The sequence below is a fragment of the Halobacteriovorax sp. GB3 genome, assembly GCF_028649655.1.
In the GTDB taxonomy this organism is placed as follows: domain Bacteria; phylum Bdellovibrionota; class Bacteriovoracia; order Bacteriovoracales; family Bacteriovoracaceae; genus BSW11-IV.
Genome location: NZ_JAQSLN010000003.1, coordinates 241,667 through 260,003 on the forward strand (window position 1 = coordinate 241,667; position 18,337 = coordinate 260,003).

Annotated in this window: 17 protein-coding genes and 1 pseudogene; 10 read left to right on the top strand and 8 right to left on the bottom strand. The window is 38.3% G+C overall.

Annotation, left to right across the window (positions count from 1 at the left end):
* Position 1: 1 nt before the first annotated feature.
* Genes HBN50_RS07325 through HBN50_RS07335 form a run of 3 tightly spaced genes read left to right on the top strand, consistent with a single transcriptional unit; the run spans position 2 to position 3,236 of the window.
* Positions 2-517 (top strand): hypothetical protein, encoded by a 516-nt coding sequence (locus HBN50_RS07325; protein WP_273868966.1) that lies wholly within the window; start codon positions 2-4, stop codon positions 515-517.
* Entirely contained in the window at positions 514-1,899 is a 1,386-nt protein-coding gene (locus HBN50_RS07330) for a TldD/PmbA family protein (protein ID WP_273868967.1), read from the top strand. The genes HBN50_RS07325 and HBN50_RS07330 overlap by 4 nt, the downstream gene beginning before the upstream one ends.
* Positions 1,899-3,236, top strand: a complete 1,338-nt coding sequence (locus HBN50_RS07335; RefSeq protein ID WP_273868969.1) for a TldD/PmbA family protein — start codon at positions 1,899-1,901, stop codon at positions 3,234-3,236. The genes HBN50_RS07330 and HBN50_RS07335 overlap by 1 nt, the downstream gene beginning before the upstream one ends.
* 178 nt (positions 3,237-3,414) lie before the next feature.
* On the opposite strand, the gene HBN50_RS07340 is transcribed toward HBN50_RS07335, so the two are convergent.
* A complete protein-coding gene (locus HBN50_RS07340) occupies positions 3,415-4,755 on the bottom strand; it encodes a KamA family radical SAM protein (protein ID WP_273868970.1) in 1,341 nt (446 codons plus the stop codon).
* Positions 4,756-5,188: 433 nt separating this feature from the next.
* On the opposite strand from HBN50_RS07340, the pseudogene HBN50_RS17600 reads away from it, so the two are divergent.
* A pseudogene (locus HBN50_RS17600) lies at positions 5,189-5,623 on the top strand (methyl-accepting chemotaxis protein); the annotation flags it as partial.
* A 111-nt stretch (positions 5,624-5,734) separates the two neighbouring features.
* Positions 5,735-6,223 (top strand): PAS domain-containing protein, encoded by a 489-nt coding sequence (locus HBN50_RS17605; protein WP_443135169.1) that lies wholly within the window; start codon positions 5,735-5,737, stop codon positions 6,221-6,223.
* 32 nt (positions 6,224-6,255) lie between these two features.
* Here HBN50_RS17605 and HBN50_RS07350 read toward each other — a convergent pair whose 3' ends face one another.
* A complete protein-coding gene (locus tag HBN50_RS07350; protein ID WP_273868972.1) occupies positions 6,256-7,806 on the bottom strand; it encodes a YiiX/YebB-like N1pC/P60 family cysteine hydrolase in 1,551 nt (516 codons plus the stop codon).
* 277 nt (positions 7,807-8,083) lie between these two features.
* On the opposite strand from HBN50_RS07350, the gene HBN50_RS07355 reads away from it, so the two are divergent.
* Complete coding sequence (locus HBN50_RS07355) at positions 8,084-9,103, top strand: tyrosine-type recombinase/integrase (protein ID WP_273868973.1); 1,020 nt, start codon at positions 8,084-8,086, stop codon at positions 9,101-9,103.
* Here HBN50_RS07355 and HBN50_RS07360 read toward each other — a convergent pair whose 3' ends face one another.
* Positions 9,104-9,751: a class I SAM-dependent methyltransferase gene (locus tag HBN50_RS07360; RefSeq protein ID WP_273868974.1), complete on the bottom strand. Its 648-nt coding sequence runs from the start codon at positions 9,749-9,751 to the stop codon at positions 9,104-9,106. It lies immediately after the preceding gene.
* Between the two features lie 52 nt (positions 9,752-9,803).
* On the opposite strand from HBN50_RS07360, the gene HBN50_RS07365 reads away from it, so the two are divergent.
* Positions 9,804-10,520 (top strand): 1-acylglycerol-3-phosphate O-acyltransferase, encoded by a 717-nt coding sequence (locus HBN50_RS07365; protein ID WP_273868975.1) that lies wholly within the window; start codon positions 9,804-9,806, stop codon positions 10,518-10,520.
* On the opposite strand, the gene HBN50_RS07370 is transcribed toward HBN50_RS07365, so the two are convergent.
* A complete protein-coding gene (locus HBN50_RS07370) occupies positions 10,517-11,275 on the bottom strand; it encodes a response regulator (protein ID WP_273868976.1) in 759 nt (252 codons plus the stop codon). The two genes, HBN50_RS07365 and HBN50_RS07370, sit on opposite strands and share 4 nt — an antisense overlap.
* Positions 11,276-11,421: 146 nt before the next feature.
* On the opposite strand from HBN50_RS07370, the gene HBN50_RS07375 reads away from it, so the two are divergent.
* Positions 11,422-13,629 carry a penicillin acylase family protein gene (locus HBN50_RS07375; protein WP_273868977.1) on the top strand — a complete coding sequence of 736 codons (2,208 nt, stop codon included), beginning with the start codon at positions 11,422-11,424 and terminating at the stop codon, positions 13,627-13,629.
* A gap of 29 nt (positions 13,630-13,658) precedes the next feature.
* Here HBN50_RS07375 and HBN50_RS07380 read toward each other — a convergent pair whose 3' ends face one another.
* Positions 13,659-14,483 (bottom strand): class I SAM-dependent methyltransferase, encoded by an 825-nt coding sequence (locus HBN50_RS07380; RefSeq protein WP_273868978.1) that lies wholly within the window; start codon positions 14,481-14,483, stop codon positions 13,659-13,661.
* 129 nt (positions 14,484-14,612) lie between these two features.
* Between HBN50_RS07380 and HBN50_RS07385 the strand changes: the two genes are divergently transcribed.
* A complete protein-coding gene (locus tag HBN50_RS07385) occupies positions 14,613-15,191 on the top strand; it encodes a Maf family protein (protein ID WP_273868979.1) in 579 nt (192 codons plus the stop codon).
* A gap of 28 nt (positions 15,192-15,219) precedes the next feature.
* Here HBN50_RS07385 and HBN50_RS07390 read toward each other — a convergent pair whose 3' ends face one another.
* From HBN50_RS07390 to HBN50_RS07400, 3 genes are all read right to left on the bottom strand, one after another.
* Positions 15,220-15,696, bottom strand: a complete 477-nt coding sequence (locus tag HBN50_RS07390; protein WP_273868981.1) for a dihydrofolate reductase — start codon at positions 15,694-15,696, stop codon at positions 15,220-15,222.
* A gap of 8 nt (positions 15,697-15,704) precedes the next feature.
* Complete coding sequence (locus HBN50_RS07395) at positions 15,705-16,544, bottom strand: thymidylate synthase (RefSeq protein WP_273868982.1); 840 nt, start codon at positions 16,542-16,544, stop codon at positions 15,705-15,707.
* 83 nt (positions 16,545-16,627) lie between these two features.
* Positions 16,628-17,023 (bottom strand): response regulator, encoded by a 396-nt coding sequence (locus HBN50_RS07400; RefSeq protein WP_273868984.1) that lies wholly within the window; start codon positions 17,021-17,023, stop codon positions 16,628-16,630.
* 124 nt (positions 17,024-17,147) lie between these two features.
* Between HBN50_RS07400 and HBN50_RS07405 the strand changes: the two genes are divergently transcribed.
* Positions 17,148-18,332 (top strand): exo-beta-N-acetylmuramidase NamZ family protein, encoded by a 1,185-nt coding sequence (locus HBN50_RS07405; RefSeq protein WP_273868985.1) that lies wholly within the window; start codon positions 17,148-17,150, stop codon positions 18,330-18,332.
* Positions 18,333-18,337 lie beyond the last annotated feature (5 nt).

Sequence of the window (18,337 nt, forward strand, 5' to 3'; positions counted from 1 at the left end):
GATGAACGCTTTTCTAGTTTTTTGGTCTCTCTTTTTCTTCACTTTCAGCGCCAGTGCTGACAATATTCGTCTCAAAGTTCCCGCCATTGAAGGGCAAATAGAAACTTTCGATATCGAAATTACTGATTCCCAAGTTCAATTGATTTGTCACTTTTTTAGCGAAAAGCTCAATGTCTTCAAAAGAAGAGTTCGCTACGCACACACCTATCACAAGAAAATTAGTGCCAGTACCTATTCAGTGAAAATGAAAAAGCTCTCACTCACTGAAATCCTCCCTACATTTGAACTCAAGCGTTGTGCTTATAAATTAATCTTAATTGGCAAAGACCACGATAATAAGACTTTACTTGGCGATCTTGTTCTCCTTGGCAGTGAAGAGGAAACAATGGATAATAGTGAAATTGCCCAGATGAAAGATGATCTCTTATGGGCAGGAGATCTCTATGGACCACTTGAGATTTTTATTAACGATCAAAATAACAAACGATCTATCGACTTTAAAAGAAGGATCCTATGATAACGAAAGAAACCGCTCGCGATGTGATTGACTACGGTCTCTCGCTAGGTGCTGATTTTTGTGAATTATTCATTGAAAAAAATCAAAGCCAATACATTCAACTTCTCGATCAAAAAGTAAATAACCTACAAGGGGGAATTTCTTTTGGTGTCGGTGTACGCTTACTCTTTGGAACGAAAGTTCTTTATGGACACACAAACAAGGCGAGTAAAGAAGAATTAAAATTTATCGTAAAATCTCTTTGTGCAAAAGATAGAAGAGATCCACGCGTTAATTCAACCAATTTCTCATTCGAGCAATTTACAAATATTCACCCTACACTTCATGGACTTAATAACGACATTCTCCTAGATGAAAAAGTTCGCTACCTCATGAAAGTTGATAAGGCCGCAAGAGATCAAAGTGAAAAAATTGTTCAACTAGACGCAGGATCACTCCAAAGACATCAACAAATTGAAATCTTCAACTCTGAAGGTCTCCACATTGGTGATGAAAGACACTATACGCGTATCTTTGCAAGTGCTATCGCTAAGGATGGAGCTGAGCAGAACTCAAGTTTTGAAGGCCCTGGGGCTCTGATGGGCTGGGATTTCACGGCAGGAGTCAATCCACAAGCTCTAGGAGAAGAGGTAGCAAGACAGGCCCTTTTAAAGCTTACGGCCGATGAATGTCCAGGAGGAAAGCTTCCAGTTATTATCGACAATGGTTTTGGTGGAGTAATTTTTCACGAGGCCTGCGGTCACCTTCTAGAAACGACATCTGTCGCTAAAAAAGCTTCTGTCTTTCACGATAAGATGGGCCAAATGATTGCCAATCCTGTCGTAAGTGCCGTTGATGATGGACTCATTCAAAATGCATGGGGTTCTCTTACTATCGATGATGAGGGAATGAAGACTCGTAAGACTCAACTTATTAAAGACGGAAAACTTGAAAGCTTCATGGTTGATAAAGTTGGTGCTATGAAAACGGGCTTTGAAAGAACCGGATCAGGACGTCGCCAAAACTATCGATACGCTCCGACAAGTCGTATGCGTAATACTTATATTGAACCTGGGCATTATTCTCTTGAAGAAATGGTTTCAACAATTGATCACGGAATCTATTGCAAGAAAATGGGCGGTGGATCAGTGAATCCAGGAACGGGAGAATTTAACTTTGCCGCTCAAGAGAGTTATCTCATTAAAAATGGAAAAATTGATCGCCCACTAAAATCTGCAACACTTATTGGAACAGGTCCAGAAACTCTCCAAAAGATTTCAATGGTTGGTAATAATCTGGACATGGCAGCGGGAATGTGTGGAAGTTCTAGTGGTTCCCTTCCTGTAACAGTTGGACAGGCGGCCCTAAAAGTTGATGAAATTCTAGTTGGAGGGAATGCCTAATGAAAGAGCAAAAAATCATTCTTCAAAAAGTAATTGATCTCATAAAAAAAAATAAGGCCACTGGCGATGTTATTTTTGATCAGGGAAAGAGTCTTTCCTTTAAAGCGCACGATGGTGAGCTAGAAAAATATGAAGTATCCTCTTCGGCCGTTATCGGCGTTCGTATCATTAAAAATGAGCGTGTTGGAACGAGCTTCTCTGAGGCCATTGATGATGACTCTCTAGAAATCATGGTTAAGCAGGCCATTGATTACGCATCTTTTTCAAAAGAAGACCCTCATCAAAAAATTATTTGTGAAAAAAGTGAAAAGCACGAAAATAATCCGGCCTGTAATTCAAAAGAAACAATCGATGCCGAACAAATGATTGAAATGTGCTTAAAACTTGAGTCACTTCCAAAGAAAAGAGATTCGCGAGTTAAGAGTTCACCGTACAATGGACTTAGCGAAGGTTCTTCGACTTGGTTTTATATGAATACAAATGGGGCTTTTCGCTCTGAGAGCTCTCGCTATTTTTCTGCAACTTCTTCTGTTCTTATGCAAGAAGAGGGAAAGAATACTTCTTTCTATGAAGGTTCTGTAAAAAGAAATTTTAGCGACCTTGACATCGATCATCTCGTTGATGAGAGCATCTTTCACGCTAGTGAATTTTTAAAAGGTGAGCAAGTTGAAACGGGAAAATACAATATCGTCTTCTCCCCTAGAACCTTCAGTTCATTCTTTGGTGTCTTCTCTAATATCTTTTCAGCAGAATCAACAATTGAAGGAAAGAACCCTCTTTTTGAAAAATTAGGCGAACAGATCGCTCACCCAGAACTTTCACTAATTGATCGTCCCCACTTTGAACGTGGCTTCAATAACCAAAGTTTTGATAGCGAAGGTATGGAAACAAGTGATACAGAGCTTATTAAAAACGGTCAATACTGTGGTCTTCTTCAAAATTCAAAGACGGCCAGTGAGCTAAAGATGAAAAATACACACAACGCAGCTCGCTCAGCTCGAGGATCACTCAATGTGAGTTTTTCTAATAAAGTTTTTAATCTCGGTTCAACAAAAGAAGAAGAAATTAACCAAATGGACCATCTTGAAATCGTAGAGATACAAGGTCTTCACTCAGGGGCAAATTCTATTAGTGGAGAATTCTCTTTTCCTATTAGTGGTTACCTCTATCGAAATGGAAAAAAGGAAAAAGTTGTTAAAGGAGTCACACTCTCAGGTAACTTCTTTAAGGCCCTTAATGACATTACTCACGTTGGTGATAAACTTCACTCAAACTCTATGGGTACTGTTTTTATGCCTAAAATCGTATTTTCTAATCTCTCTATTGCGGGCCTCTAGCTCGACTCATTGCAGGGGCCGAAGTCGGCCTCTGTAATAATTTCAATTTAGATTGTCATCATCAATTCAATTTCATAGTTTCTTCACATAAATTGTGAAGACGACAATTTCTGTAAAACCCCCCAATTTTTTACAGAATGAATCATAAAAAAAGGGCCAGTTGCCTGGCCCTTTATTTCTATTTAATTCCTGCTTTTTTTAATGCATCATCTACCATTTGTTTTCTAATATTGGCATCTGACCAACGTTCTTGCGCCTCTGATGAGAGCTTGTGGATTGGATCATAGTAAACAAAATGCTGACCCGGTTTTACATAAGGGGCCTTCCATACAGAAATCCCATTTTCTTCATCATAGTATTCGTAAGAAGCAACGTGTCTCTTCCCCCCTCCGCCAGGAAGGTCACAAACAAATGTAGGAGTATTGAAGCCTGCTGTCGTTCCACGCACGGCCTTTTCGATTTCCTCACCTTCTTTAAGCGTTGTACGAAGGTGTTCACAACCAGGCACCATGTCGTGCATATAAACATAGTAAGGTTGAATATTCATATAACTCACTTGTCTTGTAAGTTGGACCATCTCTTCGATTGAGTCATTAACACCGGCCTGAAGGACGGCCTGGTTTCTAACGATAATTCCAAGAGAGAAAAGGCGATCCATGGCCATTTGTGACCACTTTGTAATTTCTTTTGTTGAAGAAAAGTGTGTATGGATAACAACTTGTTTTCCAAAAGCACGTCCAAGCTTAGCTATATCACTAACCGCTTCAACCCAAGCATCGTCTGTTAAGACTTTCATTGGAAAGATCGCGATCCCTTTTGTTGCAAGACGAATTCTTCTAATATGAGGTATTTTTAAAAGGTTCTCACCAATATAGCGAATTTGTTTTGGTGTGAGCATATAAGCATCACCACCAGAGACAACGATGTCTTCAAGCTGTGGTGTTTTAACAATGTATTCAAAAACATCGTCCCATTTTTTCTGGTTAGCCCCGTATGTTTCTTTTTCAACTGTTTCTGTTGAACCACCAATAATTCTCGATCTTGTACAATAAGAACAATAAACCGGACAAATCGTTGTAGGTAAGAAAAGTGCCTTATCAGGGTATCTGTGCGTTAGCATTGGAACCGGCATATCTGCATCTTCAGCGAGAGAGTCGGCCATATGAAATGGGTGATCTGGTAGAAGCTGGCTTTTGATTGGAAGAAACTGCATTCTTAGAGGGCAGTTTGCTGGATCTTTCCAGTCCATAAGAGCAAAAATATAAGGAGTAATACGAATATTCATTGGGACAACATGCATAGCATCCATGATGTCTTGTAAGAAAGCATCGTCTAGTTTATCTCCCAATATCTTCTTTACTTGTTCTACTTTTCTAATGGCGTTTTTCTGTTGCCATAAGTGATCAGAGAACTCCCCTCTACTCACATTTGCCCAAGCGGGTATCTCTTTCCAAAAGTCATCATTTCGAAAATTTCTGTGCTCTAAATTAGGAACACGTAAATGTTTCATCTCAGACATAAGTCATCCTTTCTCTTTTTCATCATTTCCAATCTTATTAGTACCTACTCTTCGGCATTAAAGATGAAATAATAAAGTTGTTTAGTTTGGTATAGGCACTAACTTATTGAAAATCTTTTATTTGTCATTACACATCTTGTTAATATCAAAGCTATCTTCTTGAAATTGTGACAAAAAACACCTTTATCTTTTTTCATTTTCGTGGAAAATAGAAGAGAATTTAGAAATGACCTTTTGGAGAAAACTCATGGAAGATTTTAATCCCGAAGATTTGTTTCAGCTTCTGGTACTTGGTGCAGGAACTGAAATCACAAATACTTCATCGAAAATGCAAAAAGATCTCTCGGCCCAACAGTCGACAATCACAAATAGCATTCACTCCTTCAACAATTTTCAAGACGGACTGACTCAGATTCAACACTCTATTGATAAAATGTCCTCTTCAGTAGATGAAGTAACTTCAAGTACCAAAGTGACTCGTGAAGAACTAAATGAAGTTCAAGATCAAATGAAAAATCTTGAAAATCAATTCAATAATATCAATGAACTTTTAAAACAGATTAACTCTATTGCTGATCAAACCAATCTCCTCGCGCTCAATGCAACGATTGAAGCGGCAAGAGCGGGTGAATCAGGAAAGGGTTTTGCCGTTGTCGCCACAGAGGTTAAAGAACTTTCTAAGGTAACAAAAAAGGCCAATGAAGAAATTCAACAAACTCTTGTTGAAGTTGGTGAGGCCATCGGAGATCTCTCTTCAAGTGTTGGAAGATCTAATGAAAAGATGGGCGAAAGCTTAACGACAGTTCAAACGACATTGAAAGAAATGACGGGAGTAAAGCATTTAACAAGTGACTTTAAAGATGAGGTTGATAGCTCAATTCGCGTTTTTAACACTCTCGAACAAACAACAGCTGCTGTTAACAATGAACTCTTAGAACTTAAAACGATCGGAGATACATTTGATAACCTCCTTCGTCTTATGAAGTTTAACAATCTAATTAATCAAGGAATCGATCCAATTGATCGCTTACAACCGGCCATAGAAGCGAGTGATTATACAAACAACAATCGCTTTAATGAAAGAGAAGATGAATATCGTATGACAGAAAATGATATTCTCATTTCTGCAACTGATCCAAGAGGTGTCATTACCTTTGCCAATAATCAATTCTACAGTGTTGCTCAATATGGAAATGGTGAACTTGTTGGCAAACCTCACAATATCATTCGCCACCCAGACATGCCTAAAACGGCCTTCGAAGACCTTTGGAAGACAATTAAAGCAGGTAAGATTTGGGAAGGTTTTGTAAAAAATCGTGGTCGTCTTGGAAGAATTTATTGGGTTAAGGCGGTTGTCTTTCCATGTTTTAACGAAAATAAAGTTATAGAGGGTTACATTTCAATTCGACTACGTCCAACGGACAAAGAAATTGAAAGAGCAAAAGAAGCTTATAAAAGATTACCTTAATATTATAAAAGCTCTCCCTAAGGAGAGCTTTTTTATGGATGAAAAACATTGTGAAACTTAGGTTTTGCTGGTGCGATGAAGCCTCCAAGAATTCTCTTCTTATGATACTTCTTCCAGGCCTTGTAATCTTTCTCTTTAAGCGAATCTAAGAAATCAAACATCTCACCTAGACTTAAAGGCGCCTTATTGGCCTTTTCTTTCTGATCTAACTCTTTGTAAAAATATTCTCCAACTTCATCTAGAACGAGAAAGAGTCTCATTTGTTTGGCCGTCATATTTTTTGGAAATTCCTTCGAGATGTCTCTATTTAATAGATATTTCCACTTCAAAATCTTAACCATTGTATCACTCTTTCTTGCAAGAGTTGAAAAGCGAGACATAAGTTTCGTTCCAACGGTTGGGTGAAAGCGATAATTCTCATCTTCCATCCAAAGAAAGAGTTTTGTTAAAATGGCGTCTTTAAAGCGTGAATCTCTAAGTTTCTTTGGGTTTCTCCATTCAGAGACGATATCAAAGCGCGAATCAAATTGAATGTCTCCTGGTCCAAACGTATCAAACGATGAAACACTCTCTTTGGTTACTTTAATTCCTAAATCTCGTAAAAAAGGAACAAGTCCTTTGTTAAAGCGAGTCTTATATTCAGGGATATCAACTTCTTCCATTCCAAGTTTTTTTGAAGCGTGCTTATAACCAAAGTAAACAACCTCAGAACAAAATAGTCTCGACTCATCTTTATAATCCATTCCAAAGTCGTACTCGATATTGCTACCAGCAACTTGGGCCTTCTTAACGTGGTTAAAAGTTATTTTTCCCGCTAACTCTGAAAGCTTTTTATCGCTATGCCTAAAGACAACTGTTCTTGCGTTCTTTTGTTCTAAGTGGACATCAATTGGCGCGACAACGTTTCCAATCTCAATATGCGCCTCAGATGTAAAAATTTTATCTTTCTCTTTGTGGACAAGACTTAAATGAGAAAACTGAGTATCAGTCTGACCAATACGAGCAATGGCCGCAGAAGAAAAAGCGTTCCCTCTTGAAAGAAGAACATCTCCACCATTTAAATCCTGCCAGCTTTTGAATCCAGAGTACTTAGGATTGACAAGAAAATGGCCTCCATCACCAGTTAAAGTAACAAAGTGATCATCAGATTTGTGCTCATTTTGATAACTATATTCAATTAAATAATCTTCAACGTAACGCAAGGCCATGAAGGCCCTTTTAATAGAAACTAAACATTTCTTATCATCACTAGTCTCTCGCTCTAGATCCTTGAGTCTCTCCTTGATTCCAAGTCGTATATAGAAAGAAGAGCGTATGTACTCATCCATATCCTCTGGACTCATTGACTGTAGTGCAACCGTTTTTGAATCTAACTCATAAAGTTTCTTCCAGTAATATTCAATTGAGTCGTGACACTCACGAGCTCCCATATCTCTACTAAGAGTCACTTGAACTTCATCGAGAATTTCAAATAATTTATTCTTATGAACACTGGCAGGCCCACGCCATGAAAAATCTTGATGCGTAGAGCACGATGTCAAAGTTAGAGTAACGAGGGTGACAAAAGCTAGATTTCTTTTCATTTACAACTCCTATTCCCTACTCTTTTCGTCGTCTTTAGCAAAAACCTTAATGCCAAACAAATTATGGCAATTTCCCCTAGGTTAGACCAAGGACTACTCCTTAGAATCGATTCTAGACCCATTTATGGACTTTCTCTTTTATTTCAGTAAGTTATGGACATTTTTTTTCATATAATATAAATTATAAGACATCGATGCGCGAGGATTCACGCAAATTGAAAGGGCCTAGCCAAGGTATCGGTTTTTTAAAAAAATTATGAAAGGATTCATGACCAAAATGAACGAAAGAATTTCTCTTAATAAAAAAAATCAGCAGTGGTTTGAAAATTATCTACACGCTTGTAAAAGACAGAATAAATCTGAGCACACCATCAAAAATTACGAAGCTGATCTTAGAAAATTTATTTTGTGGTTTGAGTTTCAAACTAATAAAACGATCGATGCCGTTGATCAGGATGACATCATGGAGTACAAGAATTTCCTCACTCATGGTGGCACAATTACAAAAACTCTTTCACTAAAAGAAAAAATGGCTCTCTTTTTAGTCAATTTTTGTCGCCTTCTCTTACTCAAAAAGACTAAAAAGCAAAAAATTCAAATTATCGAGCAGCGTCCCTTGGCCATAAGTTCACAAAAAAGACACTTATCAAGCCTTAAAAATTTCTATGAATTTCTCAATCAGGCCTATTCACACAAAGAAAAGCGCTTTAAAGAGATTCCCATAAGACCAAAGATACATGGGCTTAAGTTAAAAGAGGCCGATGTAAAAAACACGCGCATGCTCTATGTAGAAGAGTGGGTGGCACTTCGAGAGTCGGCCTGGCGAGTGAGAGAAAAACTGGCCATTTCGCTTCTCTACTTTGGAGGGCTTCGTATTAGTGAACTTTGTTCGTTAAAATTTAGTGATTTCGATGAAAAGAATAAGTGCATCACAGTTATCAGAAAAGGAGGGTATCGACACGATCTCTACTTGATGAAATTCAATGAGATTTACAAACTTCTTTTGGCCCATGAAAAAAAGACTCTGGGTGAATATCTTTTTAGTGGAAACTCCCTTCGTCCCCTTAGTACCAGGGCCATGTATCGCCAATTGATGAATCTTTTTAAAAAGGCTGGACTAACAAGTGAGCTTGGACCACATAGTTTTAGAAAGGCCTGTGCAACAAATCTCTATCGTCGAACAAAGGATCTTCTCTTAGTACGAGACTATCTCAATCATAATGATGCCAAGGTTACTCAGACTTATATTGATAAAAAACTCATTCAAAGAGATTTAAAAAATGCTCGGCTTCATTAACTAAGACTTCTTTAAAAGGTAAGACTTAAAAAGACCACCTAAAAGAAGATTTCTCTTATCTAGAATCTCAAGATTGAACTTTTTAAAGATGCCATCGAGATAAACGTTAATCGAGGTGGCAACGAGTGTTGTGAAGAAATTAATGATAGAAATAAAAAGACCAGGTCTTCTAGAGTCAATTGATTTATCAAAAACGCTAATGAGTCCACCGCTTTTAAGTACTCGACGAGCTTCTCTTACGACCGCTTCGTGATCAGAGACAACAGTAATAATGAGATTTAAAATCACAACATCGAAGCTATCATTTTCAAATTGAAGATCATCAGCACTCATGGTTTTTGCATGGATATGAGAAAATCCATAACCTTTGGCCCTCGTCGTAGCCTTATCGAGCATGACCCTTGAAAAGTCAGTTAAATAGATATGGTGATCATATCTTAAAAACTCCAAATCCTGACCATCCCCACAACCGACGATTAGGACCTTTTTAGAAGGGTTTGAATTGTTGATCAGCTCATTTAATGTGCTTAGAGAGCGACTTCTGGCCTTTTTAAAGAAATATCTTGTTAGAGGGTATAGAGGAGCATAGAGACTATAGCGGAATGCATTAAGTCTATTAGCTAATTTTCGCAAAACTTCTCTGTTCATCTATGCTCCGAGCACTTGGCATCTCGCTCTTATAACCCTAGGATTGTTAGCGATGATCTATTTAATTCGAATCTTCTTTATTGCAATACTTACCGTTCTTTTTGGAATCCTAGGACTCCTCATTGGTTTGGTTCGCCCTAAAAACCCAAAAAACACATGGCTGATTGCTAGGTTCTATTCTCTGGGACTCATCATTCTCAATATTAAACTAGAATTACGAAATAAAGAAGGCTTCAATCAAAATGGGCCAACTGTTTATATTTCTAACCATCAACACAACCTCGATGTTTTTCCTCTAGGACGTATTGTTCCTAAAAACACAGTGAGCGTTGGAAAAAAGGAAATTCTTTGGATTCCTTTTTTCGGTCTGGCCTATTGGCTTGCAGGAAATGTTCTCATCAATAGAGGGAATCGTTCCAAGGCCTGGGCAACGATGGACAGTGCCGTTGAAGCTCTTAAGGCCAATAAGACTTCTCTTTGGATAATGCCAGAGGGAACTCGATCAAAAGGTCGCGGTGTTCAGCGTTTTAAAAAGGGTGCCTTTTACACAGCGATAAAGGCCCAAGTGCCCATCGTTCCAGTGGCCATTAGCTCATACCATACAAATTTAAATTTAACGAAATTTAAAAGTGGAAAGATCGTCGCAAAAGTTCTCGATCCCATATCGACTAAAGGACTTACACACGATGATATCACAGAACTTTCCGTAAAGTGCCAAGAGATCATCGCCAAAGAAGTCGAACTTCTAGATCGCGAGCTTCAGGCCTAGGCCCAGTCTTTAATTGTCGAGAGAATCTCTTCACGCATATGGGGCTTATAAATATAAGCATCAAAGCCATCTTGTGGTCCACACATATGATAAAATCTCTCTTTTTCAACCCCGCTTAAAGCGACAATAGGCCTTGGAGATAAACCGTTATCCTTTTCATATTCTCTCATCGCCCGACAGGTTTCCAATCCATTAAGCTCACCCATATCCAAATCAAGAATAATGATATCAATAGGACTTCCTTGACCTAACAACTCTTTATAATCTTCAAGTGCATCCTTGCCGGTAAACGAATGAACGATATTGGGCCCAAGGTCTTTAAGAGTCACTTCCATGAGAAGATGGTTGTCATCGGAATCATCTGCATAAATAATCGTTGGATTAATTAGCTTTTCGTGGGCCTTTAAATTGTTAACAAAGGCCTTAGAGATAACATTACTAACATCGCTAAATTGGCAAATGGGTTTTCCTTCAATTGAAAAAGTCCCATGATTTTCATAGAGTTTCTTTGCATTATAAAAGACGACCGGAATGTCGTAACTTTTCTCATGAAGCAATCGCGCTAAATCAAAATGAAACTCATAGGCACAGTTGTAATCACAAATAATCATATCGATGACTTTAGAATGGATAAATGAGAAAACATCCTCAATTGTAGAGGCCTTATAGAAATGACATTCATATCCATCAAATTCTTTTCCTATGGCCACACAATCTTCATTACTATGACCAATGACAATAAGATGCTTTTCCATATCCCTCTCCTATTTTGACTATTTTAATCAACAGTTCCTAGTGACCATAATTCCGTGACATGGCCCGATTGAAGCATTAAAATTCATTCATACTCAAGGCCAATATATTCAATGTGACACAGAAGTGTTGCAAAAGAGGAAAACGCATGAAAATCAAAAAAACCTTTAGTTTGAATCGACTGGGAAATGAAATTCTCTTTGAGAGAAATCAAGAAACAGGCCTAGTCCACATTGAAGCTTTAACACAGAATGATTTCTCATACGGCCTTGGCTATTTGCATGCTCATGAGCGATTTGTTCAAATGGAAATGCTTCGTATTATCAGCAAGGGAGAACTTAGCGAACGCTTTAAAGATAACGATGAAACTTTTTCGATTGATTGCTTTATGCGACAACTTGGTCTTTCCCACGAAGCAAAAAAAGAAGTCTCAAAACTCTCTCATGACGAACTTGAGTACCTCAATGACTATTGTGAAGGGGTTAATTACTTTCAAGAAACAAATAGACGCCCTCTAGAGTTTATTCTCATTGGTCACAATCCTAAAAAATGGGAGCCTGAAGATACTCTTTCTACCATCAAAGTGATGTCTTATGTAGGCCTTGCACAAACACAACAAGATATTGAAAAACTCATCATAGAACTCGTGAAAGAAAATGCTGATTTAGAAAAATTAAAATCCATTTTCTCTCCTCATCTCGATGAGCTTGATCAAAGTAAGGTCAGCCTTATAAAGAAGCTAAGAATAAAAGAGAGAACTCTTCCTAAAGAGATTCGCCTTTTAAAGGCCCTTCCAAAAATAATGGCCTCGAATAACTGGGTCATTTCAGGGGAACTTTCAAGCTCAAACTCTCCTATTCAATGTAATGATCCACATCTTGAGTGTAATCGCCTTCCAGCTATTTGGTATGAATTTTCGGCCAATGTAAAAGAGCTTGAGAGTTTTTGCGGAATTAGCATGCCAGGGGTTCCAGGGCTTATCATGGGAAGAACAGAGCATCTTAGTTTTGGCTTCACCTATGGCTTTATGGATATGATTGACTATTTCATTGAAGAAGTTCGCTCCAATACTTATCGCAGTGAAGATGCTTTTATTCCCTTCAAGATGAGACGAGAAATGATTAAAAGAAAATCGCATCACGATGTTGAGTTCTTTATCCGTCAAACTGACAATGGCGTATTAGAGTGTGATGGTACAAACCCTATTTTATCAAAAGGTCACTACCTCTCCTATGCATGGAGTTGTTATAAAGATGGTGCCGCCGATTCTCTGCGTGCCATTAAAAATCTCCTTACTTGTAAAACAGTCGAAGACTTTCAAAACGTTGCCTCTAAAGTGACCATCTCCTGCAATTGGCTAGTCGCGGACAATATGGGTAATATCGGTTATCAGCAATCAGGAAGACTTCCTGTGCGAAAAGGTTCAGGTCTTTGCGTCAGTCTTGGATACAAAAAGGAAGAACAGTGGCAAGGAATCCACGAAGCTAACAGACTCTCTCGTTTTACAAATCCATTCGAGAAAATGATCGTAACAGCTAATAACTATATTCACTCTGAAGGGGCCGCTCGCGCCATCAATATGCCTATGGGTGATTATAGAAAGAGGCGAATCGAAGAGCTTTTAGAGCAAATGAAACCGCTAGATAGTAAAAAGATGCAAATCATTCAAAATGATCTGGTTTCCATTCAGGCCCGAGAATTTATCGATATTATTAAAGAAGAAAATATTCATCTAGAAGATGAGAATTTTAAAAATCTCCTCCTTTGGGATTTACGCTATAACAAAGAATCTAAAGAAGCTGTTTTCTTTGAAAAGTTTTATTCACTCCTTCTTGAAGGTGTTTTTACAGAGTCTTTTTTAACAGAAGAGTCATTTCAATATTTAAAAACTGAATGTTCTCTGTTTGTCGATTACTACAAGAATTTTGATGATTTAATTTTTAACGAGAATCCTTTGTGGTTTGAGAACAAGTCGAGAAAGGAATTTTTCTTAAACGCGCTTCAAATGACAGTCGAATATTTTAAAGAGAATGAACTTCTCCCTTGGGGTCAAGTGAATAAATTAAAAATGACCAATATCTTTTTTGATGGAGCTCTTCCCGAGTTTTTAGGCTTTGACTCTAAGGAAATCCAAATCGAAGGAAACCGAGCAACAATCGTACAAGGAGCCGTCTATCGCGCTCACGGTCGACAATCAAGTTTTTGCCCGAGCTATCGTATGATTAGTGACCTTAGTACAAAAGAAATGCAAACCGTTCTAGCGGGCGGAGTTAGTGGTAGTCGTTTTTCGAAGTATTATCAAAGCGATGTTGAGATGTGGCTTAGTGGAAAATACAAAACATTAACTTTAAAATAGGGCCCTCATAAGCTGAAGGCCCACATTATTTAATAAACTGTAGCTTTTGCTTGAATGTATGAATAATAGAACACAGCATTTGGATCATTGGCCACTTGCTGTAACTCATCTTTGGCCTTTTCTACTGTCTGCTCATCAACATATTCTTTTTCAAGTAATTGATCTGCGGCAGAAAGAAGAAGTTCGTGCCAAAAATCGATATACTCTTTTCTCTTTTGTGGGCGCCTATTATCTAAGTGCCACGTCTTAGTTTCAACTTTAATATCTCTAAAGCCTTGCTGTAAAAGAATATTTCCTAGCTTTGCGCCAATAAAAGGATCACCTTTCATGTCGTATTGATAGTCGTTAAAGGCCATCCAATACTTCCAAACATTCGGACTATAAGGCTCTAGAAAAAACGATGAATTGAGAACCTCCGTAATATAAACACGACTCCCTGGGCGAAGAACTCTTCTAACTTCTGAGAGGACTTTTGCAGGATCAGGAATATGTTCGAGGACCCAACAAAGAAAAGCGCCATCAAATTGAGACTGCGCAAAATTAAGATTGGTTGCATCCATTTGAAGAAGATCAAAACGATCCTTTGCATAAGGCAAGGTGTTTAAATAATCCGTGGCCGTTTGAAGTTGTGCCGTTGAACGATCAATTCCTGTTACATGAAGATCGGGAAATCTTCTAAGAAGAATTTCCGTTTGGGCACCAACCCCACATCCAACTTCAAGTAATTTTTCAACGCCAGAAAAATTAATTCCTTGATAGACAGAATACTCTGTAAAACGTGACTGCATTCGAAGTCGATCTTGTTCTTTTTGATTAAAGCCATGCAAGTAAGGAAAGTCCGTCTTTTTATTCATTTTCACCTCTTATTTAGAAATTATCCGCTATTTCCTAATTTCTCTCAAGCATATTGACGTCAATCCCTAAGATTGTTAATTATTTTCCTAGTATAAGAAATGAACGCAAATAACAAATAAGGAATATTGATGCCAAAAATTATCTTAGGGAGTTCCTCGGCCTTTAGGAAAGCTCAACTTGAAACGCTCAACCTTGAGTTTGAATGCTTTTCTCCTGATATCGATGAAGATGCCATCAAAGACCAAGGGCTAACTCCAAGAGAAGTTTCAATTGAACTATCAAAGCAAAAAGCTCTCAAAGTAAAAGAGAAATATCCAAACGATATCATTATTGCCGGCGATCAAGTCTTAAACTTTAAAGGTGAAATATTTAACAAACCTTTAACAAAAGAAAAAGCTATCGATCATCTCTTAAAGCTTCAAGGTCAAACACACGAGCTCATTACAAGTGTCACTATTGTTTTAAATGAACAAATAATCGAACACACAATTGTTGCGACAATGAAGATGAGAGAGTTAACAAGAGAACAAATTGAGGCCTATGTTACTAAGGATGAGCCACTATGGAGTTGTGGAGCCTATAAATTGGAGACAATGGGAATTGCTCTCTTTGAGAGCATTGATTGTAATGATCACTCTTCAATTATTGGCCTGCCTCTTTTGAGTGTCTCAAGTTCACTCATGAAATTAGGTGTAAAGATCTTATAAAAAAAGGCCAATAAAATTGGCCTTTTTTTTATTTTTCTAAAATTTTAAATGTCCAAGGATGGGAGTTTTTCTCATCTTGCACTTGAAAGCTCTCTTGGACAAGTCGCCAAGATGAAAGATCAACTTTAGGGAAAAAGGCATCTCCTTCCACATCAGCGTGAACATCAGTTAAATAGAGTCGATCGACTAAATCAAAAAAAGAAGCATAAACTCCAGCACCACCGATAATAAAAAACTCGCTCTCTCCTCGCTCACGGGCAAAGTCGATGGCCTTTTCAATGTGATCGAAAGTAAAAAGATTTTCATCTGAAAAAGTGGCCGTTTTAGAGAGAACTAAACTCGTTCTTCCAGGCAGGGCCTTTCCAATTGATTCAAAAGTCTTTCTACCCATCAGCATATGATGGCCCATTGTGATTCGTTTGAAATTTTTCAAATCACCACTAAGTCGCCATGGGAGCTGGTTATCTTTGCCAATACAATTATTTTGAGCTTTCGCTACAATCATCGAAATTATCATATTGCTATTGGCGCCTTAATCGTTGGGTGTGGTTCGTAGCCTACAAATTCAAAATCTTCTAATTCGTAGTCAAAAATGCTATCTGGTTTTCTCTTGATCACAAGCTTTGGAAGAGCACGTGGTTCTCTTTTTAATTGTTCGTATACAATCTCATCCGTTAAGTGATTTTGATATAAGTGACAATCGCCAAAAGTATGAACGAAGTCTCCAACTTCAAGATCACATTGCTGGGCGATCATATGAGTTAGAAGAGAGTAAGAGGCAATATTAAAAGGAACCCCTAAAAAGAGATCCGCACTTCTTTGGTAGAGCTGACAAGAAAGTTTTCCATCGGCCACGAAGAATTGAAAAAGACAATGACAAGGGGCCAAGGCCATTTTACCATTCTCAACATTTTCCTGCGGGGAAATTGTTTCATCAGGAAGATCAATTGGATTCCACGCAGAGATGATTAATCGGCGTGAGTTTGGTTTTGTTTTAATTTGTTCGATAAGGTTTGTGACCTGATCAACAACTTCACCGTTAGGACCGGCCCAAGAGCGCCATTGCTTTCCATAAATTGGACCGAGGTCACCATTTTCAAGGGCCCATTCATTCCAAATAGAAACCTTTCTCTCTGTGAGCCAATTATTATCCGTGCTTCCTTTTAAAAACCAAAGGAGTTCTTGGATGATGCTTCGAAGGTGAACTTTTTTCGTCGTCACAAGAGGAAACCCCTGCGATAGATCAAAGCGCATTTGTCTTCCAAAAACAGAGCGCGTTCCAACCCCTGTGCGATCTCCACGATCGTTACCATTCTCACTAACGTCCTTGAGTAAGTCTAAATATTGTTTCATTAATTTCTCCGTGTGTTATCTCTACAGCTCATTTTGGCCTTAACGCAAGGAGCTTGTCTATATTCACTGCCAAATTAAGAAGATTATTTAGAAACGTGTCGGTAAATAAATTCTAGGAGTTCTTTTTTAGAAAAAGGCTTTTCTAAAAATGAGGTCACATTGAGATCAGAATCGCTTAAAAGCTCCTCTTTTTTATTGGAATAGCCTGAGCAAAAGGCCCAAGGAACATTAGAGCCGTGCGACCTTATACGTCGTAAAAAGTCGATTCCATCACTACAAAGCTCTTCGTCATCACAAAAGCCAATATCGCATACCACTAAACTTAATTGATCAGACTCATTGAGAATCAACTGCTCGGCCTGATCCATCGTTGTAAAGTAGTGCATCTTTAAATTGGTAATACGGCTCAAATAAATATCCACAAGATCGAGGATATCTTCTTCATCATCTATAAATACGATATTTACTTTATTTGCCATGTCTTGATTTGCCTTTCAAATAGAATAAGTTCTCCCGCTTTGCAGGTCAACAAATCTTTGAAATAATAGACTCTTCGTAACTTAGACCCTACAATTATTCCAAATTAACTAAGGAAGGTTAAACGTGTCCTCGACAATTATTGGACTAGAACGTCTTTTAGATTCAAAAGAAGAACAAAGTAAAATTAAAGGCAATATCGCCTACTTGTGCCACAGTGCTTCAGTTGATCGAAATTACAATATCGGTATCATCGGTCTTAAAAAAGTTTTTGGTGATCGCCTAAAAAAAATTTTCGGTCCACAACATGGACTCGTAAGTGATGTACAAGACAATATGGTCGAAACAGACCACTATATTCACCCGTTTTTCCAACTACCAGTCTATTCACTTTACAGTGAGACAAGAGTTCCAACTGACGAGATGCTCGAGGGAATCGACACTTTTATCGTAGATCTTCAGGATGTGGGAACTCGCGTTTATACTTATATCTCAACAATGACTTATACAATGGCGGCCTGTGCAAAAAAAGGAATTCGCCTCGTCATTCTCGATCGTCCCAATCCCGTTGGTGGACAAATGATCGAAGGAACTGTTTTACAAGAGGGTTACGAATCTTTTGTTGGCGTACTTCCCATTGCTCAACGCCACGCAATGACCATGGCCGAAGTCGCTCTCTTTGCAAAAGAGCAGCAGAAGATCGATGTCGATCTTGAAATCGTACAAATGGAACACTGGAACAGATCAATGCATTGGATTGAAACGATGAGAGATTGGATCAACCCCTCGCCCAATCTTCCAACCCCACAAAGTAGTCTCACATTTTGTGGAACCGTTCTCTTTGAGGGAACAAATATCTCAGAAGGTCGTGGTACAACGAGGTCATTAGAAGTCGTTGGTCACCCAGCTCTTGGTCCCTACCAGTTTTTAGATAAAAGAGCTGATCTCTTTTCTAAGTTTGAAGGAATTTCTCTTAGACCCCTAGTTTTTATGCCGACATTCCAAAAGCACGCGGGCTCTCCTTGTGGCGGTCTTCATATCCACCTAACAGAAAATTCAAAGGCGCAAACATGGAGACTTGGTCAGGTGCTTATGCGAGAGCTCTATCATGAACTTGGCGAAAAGTTTGAATGGAATAAAAAACCATACGAGTACGAATTTGATAAAATTGCCATTGATTTAATTAACGGTACAGATTCGCTTAGAAAGTGGATTGAAAAAAATGGATCACTCGAAGAATTAAGTGCGCTAGAGGCCCTTGGGCTTGAGCCTTTCTTGAATGTGAGAGAAAACTCGTTGATTTATAAATAGCTAAT

Coding starts and splice junctions, on each gene's coding strand:
- HBN50_RS07355 (WP_273868973.1), top strand. CDS start 8,084: ATGAACGAAAGAATTTCTCTTAATAAAAAAAATCAGCAGTGGTTTGAA.
- HBN50_RS07325 (WP_273868966.1), top strand. CDS start 2: ATGAACGCTTTTCTAGTTTTTTGGTCTCTCTTTTTCTTCACTTTCAGC.
- HBN50_RS07350 (WP_273868972.1), bottom strand. CDS start 7,806: ATGAAAAGAAATCTAGCTTTTGTCACCCTCGTTACTCTAACTTTGACA.
- HBN50_RS07360 (WP_273868974.1), bottom strand. CDS start 9,751: ATGAACAGAGAAGTTTTGCGAAAATTAGCTAATAGACTTAATGCATTC.
- HBN50_RS07380 (WP_273868978.1), bottom strand. CDS start 14,483: ATGAATAAAAAGACGGACTTTCCTTACTTGCATGGCTTTAATCAAAAA.
- HBN50_RS07335 (WP_273868969.1), top strand. CDS start 1,899: ATGAAAGAGCAAAAAATCATTCTTCAAAAAGTAATTGATCTCATAAAA.
- HBN50_RS07365 (WP_273868975.1), top strand. CDS start 9,804: ATGATCTATTTAATTCGAATCTTCTTTATTGCAATACTTACCGTTCTT.
- HBN50_RS07385 (WP_273868979.1), top strand. CDS start 14,613: ATGCCAAAAATTATCTTAGGGAGTTCCTCGGCCTTTAGGAAAGCTCAA.
- HBN50_RS17605 (WP_443135169.1), top strand. CDS start 5,735: ATGAAGTTTAACAATCTAATTAATCAAGGAATCGATCCAATTGATCGC.
- HBN50_RS07330 (WP_273868967.1), top strand. CDS start 514: ATGATAACGAAAGAAACCGCTCGCGATGTGATTGACTACGGTCTCTCG.
- HBN50_RS07375 (WP_273868977.1), top strand. CDS start 11,422: ATGAAAATCAAAAAAACCTTTAGTTTGAATCGACTGGGAAATGAAATT.
- HBN50_RS07395 (WP_273868982.1), bottom strand. CDS start 16,544: ATGAAACAATATTTAGACTTACTCAAGGACGTTAGTGAGAATGGTAAC.
- HBN50_RS07400 (WP_273868984.1), bottom strand. CDS start 17,023: ATGGCAAATAAAGTAAATATCGTATTTATAGATGATGAAGAAGATATC.
- HBN50_RS07340 (WP_273868970.1), bottom strand. CDS start 4,755: ATGTCTGAGATGAAACATTTACGTGTTCCTAATTTAGAGCACAGAAAT.
- HBN50_RS07390 (WP_273868981.1), bottom strand. CDS start 15,696: ATGATTGTAGCGAAAGCTCAAAATAATTGTATTGGCAAAGATAACCAG.
- HBN50_RS07370 (WP_273868976.1), bottom strand. CDS start 11,275: ATGGAAAAGCATCTTATTGTCATTGGTCATAGTAATGAAGATTGTGTG.